Here is a 5,855-nt window from a genome sequence, read left to right on the forward strand (position 1 = left end):
CAACCCGCCTGACAGGAGCGGCGGGTTGCCAACCCGCCCAACAATGAACCATGAATACTTATAGTTCGCGCATCACCCAACCCAAATCCCAGGGCGCGTCGCAGGCCATGCTCTACGGCACGGGGCTGACCGAAGAAGACATGCACAAGCCGCAGGTGGGCATCGCCTCGATGTGGTATGAGGGCAACACCTGCAACATGCATCTGAACGAGCTGGCGAAATGGGTGAAGGAGGGCATGGTCGCCGCCGATCTGGTGGGCATGCGCTTCAACACTATCGGCGTCAGTGACGGGATCAGCATGGGCACGGACGGCATGAGCTATTCGCTCCAGTCGCGGGAGATCATCGCCGACTCCATCGAGACGACGATGGCCGCCCACTGGTACGATGCCCTGGTCGCCATCCCCGGCTGCGACAAGAACATGCCCGGCTGCCTGATCGCCATGGCCCGGCTGAACCGGCCGGCATTGATGATCTACGGCGGTACGATACGCGCCGGCTGCACGGCCCACCACCCGCAACTCGACATCGTCTCCGCCTTCCAGAGTTATGGCCAGGCGATCGCCGGGACGATCAGCGAGACGGAGCGCCAGCTCATCGTCCGCCACAGCTGCCCCGGCCCGGGCGCGTGCGGCGGCATGTACACGGCCAACACCATGGCCAGCGCCATCGAGGCGTTGGGCATGAGCCTGCCCTACAGTTCGTCCGCCCCGGCCGAGTCGGGCGAGAAGCACGATGAGTGCCGCCACGCCGGCGCGGCCATGCGCCTGCTGCTGGAGCGCGACATCAAGCCGCGCGACATCATGACCCGCGCCGCCTTCGAGAACGCCATGGTCGTCGTCATGGCCCTGGGCGGCAGCACCAACGCCGTGCTACACCTGATCGCCATGGCGAAGGCCGTGGACGTGCCGCTGAACCTGGACGACTTTCAGGCCGTCAGCGACCGCGTGCCCTTCCTGGCCGACCTGAAGCCGAGTGGGGCCTACGTGATGGAAGACATGCAGGGCATCGGCGGCACGCCGGCGCTGATGAAATATCTGTGGGAGAATGGCCTGTTGGATGGCGACTGCCTGACCGTGACGGGCCGGACGGTGGCTGAGAACCTGGCCGCCGCGCCTGGGCTGGCGCCGGGGCAGCGCATCATCCGGCCGCTAGATGACCCGATCAAGCCCACGGGCCACATCCAAATCCTGTGGGGCAATCTGGCTCCCGAAGGCGCGGTGGCGAAAATCACCGGCAAGGAAGGCGAGCGCTTCAGCGGGCCGGCGCGGGTCTATGACTCGGAAGAGGCGATGCTGGCTGGGCTGGAAGCGGGTCAAATCCGGAAAGGGGACGTAGTCATCATCCGTTACGAGGGGCCGAAAGGCGGGCCGGGGATGCCGGAAATGTTGACGCCGACCTCGGCCATTATGGGCGCGGGGCTGGGCAAGGACGTGGCCTTGTTGACCGACGGCCGCTTCTCCGGCGGCAGCCACGGCTTCATCGTCGGCCACGTGACGCCAGAGGCGCAGGAGGGCGGCCCCATCGCCCTGGTGCGCGACGGCGACCCGATCGTCATAGACGCGACGACGCGCACGATGGACGTGGGCGTAGCGGCCGAGGAGATGGCCGCCCGCCGCGCCGCGTGGATCGCTCCACCGCTGAAGGCGACGCGGGGGACGCTGTATAAATACATCAAGCTGGTGAAGTCGGCGTCGGAAGGGTGCGTGACAGATCTCTAGGGCAAGAGCAGCCGCACGAGCGAATCGCCAACCCAGTGGACAAAACGCGCTTTCGGCCAGCCTTTGTCGACTGTCAGTAGAAGGTATACGTCCGGACTGGTGATGGCCCAGACGGTCGTCGTTGCCGACTCTTCGTCCAGCCCTTCGCGCAATTTGGTGTGGGCCATCAGGCTCTGGACAAACCTCGTCAGGTTCTGAAACCGCGCCTCCAGACGGTTTGACAGCGTGGCAGCTATCTCCGGCTCCGTCTTGGCCGCCATGCGCATGAGCGGGAACATGGGGGCGACACGTTCCAGGATATCGGTGATGGACTCAGCAAAGCGGTAGATTTTGACCACAGGGTCCGCCTCTTCAAGAACCGCCTGTGGTTCCGGCCGTTGCAAGAGAGGAATGGGCTGGTCGTCCCCACCGACTAAGACATCCACGAGCGCCGATAAAAGGGAAGGCTTGTTGCCGAACGCGGTGTAGATCGTGAGGGGCGAGACGCCAGCCTCTTGGGCGATCGCCTCTATGGTTGCGCCGCTATAGCCGTGATCGCCGAACAACGTCAGCGCCGCATCCAGGATATGGCGTTTTGTTTCTTGCGCCTGTTCTATACGTCGGCTCGCATTGTATTTTCGTTTTGCTGTCTTCTGGCTCATCTGTCCTCTTGACAATTCGGTAATCAGGATGTATCATGCCCATATTGGATATAGTGTTACTATAATAAATATACTATCACTGTAGTATAACACCGATAAGCCCTACCGGGTGCAAGCTCAGCACAAAAAGAGTGATGCATGTCAACTAGATCCGTTTCTGGCGGCGCTATGAACCGCATCGCGTGGATGAAAGGCGATTTTGGCGCCTTTGCTCCTTACACACGGGCGGGCGACGACGCTGTTTTTGAACAGGCTCACATCCACTCAGGTGAGCGCGTGCTGGATGCTGCTTGTGGCGCGGGCGTTTTCGCCCTGCGCGCCGCCCAGGCCGGCGCCGAGGTTGTCGGCATTGACATTGCCTCCAACCTCGTCGAAGCGGCCCGAGAGCGCGCCCAGGCTAATGGGCTGTCTGTCCGTTTCGACGAAGGCGACATTGAGGCCTTGCCATACGACAACGCGTCCTTCGACACCGTGGTGAGCCAGTTCGGAGTCATCTTCGCCGCACATCCGGACGCCGCAACCGCCGAGATGGCCCGCGTGTTGAAGACTAACGGGCGAGTAGTGCTCTTCTGTTGGACATCGAATAGTTGGGGCGGCCGACTCATGCAGACTATCGGCCGCCATGTGCCCGCGCCGCCTATGCCCTCGCCCCTGGCCTGGGGCGACGAGGCCATCGCTCGATCGCGCCTGGCGTCCCACTTCGCCAGTATCATCGCCAACCACGGCTCCTATAAGATGCAGTTCCCGTTTGGCCCAACAGCGGCGCTGGATTTCTTCCTGGACAATATGGGGCCTGTCGCCATGGCCTATGCTTCCTTCCCGGAAGGGTCACAGAAGCAAGCGCTACGGCACGATTTGGAGCAACTATTCCAAGAATCGAACCGAGGCGGGCCGGAGAACTGGGAAACTGACAGCGATTATCTGCAAATAGAAGGACGCAAGCGGCAGCATGGGCAACGCAGCTAACAGACCGCAGCCTCTCGCTGCCGTCACCTGGTCACTTCTCAATGCGCACAACCCCATACCAGGCAAACTGGCGCAACCCGCCGAAAAGTCCAAAGAGATAGCGGTCTAGGCGCGCCAGTCGCGCATGGGCTGTCTGAAACATGCGTTCGCCGCCCGGCAGCAGCCGCAACGGATAGGCCAATGGCGCCAGCAAAAAGAAAGTCTCGACGCCACGCTTGACAAAGCGCCTGGCGAAGTCGTCCATCTCCTCCAGGCCGAAGGGGCGCTCGTCGTGGGTGCGCAGCCGGGGCGTCAGGCGGCGGCCCAGTCCAATGAGCGGGTGGCGGGCCAGCGGCTCGGCGAACGTGGCCCGACCGCCCTGTTGCAGCAGCCGATCCACCTCCGCGGCCGAGAGGCCCAGATCGAGGTGATGCAAGATGGCCTTGCCGTAAATGATGCGGAACGCCCCGGCGGCGAACGGCAGTTCCTCGGCGTTGGCCTGCACGAAGTGGGCGCGGGCATCGGGCAGGCCGTCGCACACCCGGTCGCGCGCGCGGGCCAGCTGCGTGTGCGACAGATCGGTGCTGATCACCACCAGACCGCGCGCCGCCAGCGCGTACGTCTCCTTGCCCTCGCCGCAGCCCATATCCAACACGCGCTCCCCAGGCCGCGCCTCCAGGAAGTCCAGGGCCGGCTCCACCACCGCGTCGAACGCCGGTGGATCGTATAACAGCTCGTCGAGCGAATAGCGCCGGTGAGCCTCCTGCTCATGCCAGGCCAGTTCGGCCTGAATGACCTCTTTACGACTATCTCTATCTTTTGTAGTTGTGGTCATCGTCACCTGCGTCCAAACAATCCAGTTTACCCTCGACCCGCCGGCCCGCCAAACCGCGCGCACTCATTGATCAGCGTCATCGTTTCTCATACAATTAGGTATTAGGGAATAGGGACTAGGGGCTAGGGAAGAACTCTCTTTCCTGACCCCTATCTCCTGCCCCCTGGAACCTAGGCCCTGTCCCCAGGAGAGTGCGCTCATGTCGAAGCATAAAGAGACCATGTCCAACGTCGATACCGCCTGGTTGCACATGGAACGCCCGACGAACCTCATGATGATCTGTAGCTTTATGACCTTCGATGAGCCAATCGGTTTCGACCAACTGGTGGCGACCATCGAGCGGCGCTTGCTGACCTTCGACCGCTTCCGCCAGCGCGTCGTGCCCCCGCGCACACCGCTGGGCAACTACACGTGGGAACTAGACCCTCACTTCGACGTGCGTTCCCATCTGCACCGGGTCGCTCTGCCCGCGCCAGGCGACAAACAAGCGCTACAGGCGTTCATGAGCGATCTCATCAGCACACCACTAGACCAAACCCGGCCGCTGTGGCAGTTCGTGCTGGTGGAAGGCTACGGTCAGGGATGCGTCGTCGCCTGCCGCTTGCACCACTCCATCGCCGACGGCATCGCCCTCATGCGGGTGCTCCTGTCAATGACCGACCTGACACCCGATGCTTCCCCGCCGACCACTCCGGATGAGGAGGATCATCCAGCCGGGAAACGCCGCGGGCTGGTCGAAACCCTCATGAGTCCAGCCATGATGGTCGGCAAGACGACCATGGCCGCCGCCAAGACCACGCGCCAAGTGGCCGATCTGGCCCTCCAGCAAACTCTGGAGACGCTCCGCCACCCCAGCCGGCTGATAGACGCGGCCAAGATCGGCACGGGCGGCACGACCAAGCTGGTCGAGATGATCCTGCGCACGCCCGACCCGCAGACCTTGTTCAAAGGCGATTTGGGCGTCGCCAAGCGCGCCGCCTGGTCTGACCCGTTGCCTCTGACCGAGGTGAAGCGGGTGGGCAAGACGCTGGGCGGCACTGTGAATGACACGCTGATGGCAACAGTGGCCGGGGCGCTGCGCCGCTATATGCTGGAGCGCGAGCAGCCGGTTGATGGCGTAAACGTCCGGGCGACTGTCCCGGTCAACTTGCGCCCGCTCGATGCCCCGTTGGAATTGGGGAATCGCTTTGGCCTCATCTTCCCCACCCTACCCGTCGGCGCGGCCACTCCGCACGAACGCTTCTTCGAGATGCGCCACAGCATGAACGAGATCAAGGAATCGCCCGAGGCGGTGGTGGCCTACGGCGTGCTCTACGCCCTGGGCATGACGCCTACGGACATTGAGGGTCTGTTCCTGGACTTCTTCGCCAGCAAATCAACCATGGTTCTGACCAACGTGCCCGGCCCGCAGATCCAACTCTACCTCGCCGGCCGCCCGATGCGCGAGATGATGGCCTGGGTTCCCCAATCGGGTGGCCTGGGCATGGGTATCAGCATCATCAGCTACAACGGCAGCGTGATGATCGGCGTGGCCACCGACGCCAGCCTTGTGCCCGACCCGGAGCAGCTCATCAACAACGTCTACATCGAGTTCGAGGCGCTGCGCGAACTAGCGGACGCCTTGCCCACTCAGGCCAAGACCTGACCGATCTGAGTGCACCGGTCGCTGGCTGAGAAGTCCTGTAGAGCACAGTTGATCGCGTGCCCAACCAG

At 63.0% G+C, this 5,855-nt stretch carries 5 protein-coding genes; 3 read left to right on the plus strand and 2 right to left on the minus strand.

Features of this window, described 5'->3' with window-relative positions; genetic code table 11:
* Positions 1–50: 50 nt before the first annotated feature.
* Positions 51–1,721, plus strand: a complete 1,671-nt coding sequence (gene ilvD, locus ACE3UY_RS03690) for a dihydroxy-acid dehydratase (RefSeq protein WP_374686204.1) — start codon at positions 51–53, stop codon at positions 1,719–1,721.
* On the opposite strand, the gene ACE3UY_RS03695 is transcribed toward ilvD, so the two are convergent.
* On the minus strand, positions 1,718–2,362 hold the full coding sequence (locus ACE3UY_RS03695; RefSeq protein WP_374686205.1) for a TetR/AcrR family transcriptional regulator: 645 nt from the start codon (positions 2,360–2,362) through the stop codon (positions 1,718–1,720). The genes ilvD and ACE3UY_RS03695 overlap by 4 nt on opposite strands.
* Positions 2,363–2,530: 168 nt before the next feature.
* On the opposite strand from ACE3UY_RS03695, the gene ACE3UY_RS03700 reads away from it, so the two are divergent.
* On the plus strand, positions 2,531–3,328 hold the full coding sequence (locus ACE3UY_RS03700) for a class I SAM-dependent methyltransferase (protein WP_374686206.1): 798 nt from the start codon (positions 2,531–2,533) through the stop codon (positions 3,326–3,328).
* 31 nt (positions 3,329–3,359) lie between these two features.
* On the opposite strand, the gene ACE3UY_RS03705 is transcribed toward ACE3UY_RS03700, so the two are convergent.
* Positions 3,360–4,142 carry a class I SAM-dependent methyltransferase gene (locus tag ACE3UY_RS03705; RefSeq protein ID WP_374686207.1) on the minus strand — a complete coding sequence of 261 codons (783 nt, stop codon included), beginning with the start codon at positions 4,140–4,142 and terminating at the stop codon, positions 3,360–3,362.
* 199 nt (positions 4,143–4,341) lie between these two features.
* Between ACE3UY_RS03705 and ACE3UY_RS03710 the strand changes: the two genes are divergently transcribed.
* Positions 4,342–5,787 carry a wax ester/triacylglycerol synthase family O-acyltransferase gene (locus ACE3UY_RS03710; RefSeq protein WP_374686208.1) on the plus strand — a complete coding sequence of 482 codons (1,446 nt, stop codon included), beginning with the start codon at positions 4,342–4,344 and terminating at the stop codon, positions 5,785–5,787.
* The last annotated feature ends 68 nt before the right edge of the window (positions 5,788–5,855 follow it).

The organism is Promineifilum sp. (SeqCode), from assembly GCF_041918635.1.
Lineage (GTDB): Bacteria > Chloroflexota > Anaerolineae > Promineifilales > Promineifilaceae > Promineifilum.

Coding starts and splice junctions, on each gene's coding strand:
- ilvD (WP_374686204.1), top strand. CDS start 51: ATGAATACTTATAGTTCGCGCATCACCCAACCCAAATCCCAGGGCGCG.
- ACE3UY_RS03695 (WP_374686205.1), bottom strand. CDS start 2,362: ATGAGCCAGAAGACAGCAAAACGAAAATACAATGCGAGCCGACGTATA.
- ACE3UY_RS03700 (WP_374686206.1), top strand. CDS start 2,531: ATGAACCGCATCGCGTGGATGAAAGGCGATTTTGGCGCCTTTGCTCCT.
- ACE3UY_RS03705 (WP_374686207.1), bottom strand. CDS start 4,142: ATGACCACAACTACAAAAGATAGAGATAGTCGTAAAGAGGTCATTCAG.
- ACE3UY_RS03710 (WP_374686208.1), top strand. CDS start 4,342: ATGTCGAAGCATAAAGAGACCATGTCCAACGTCGATACCGCCTGGTTG.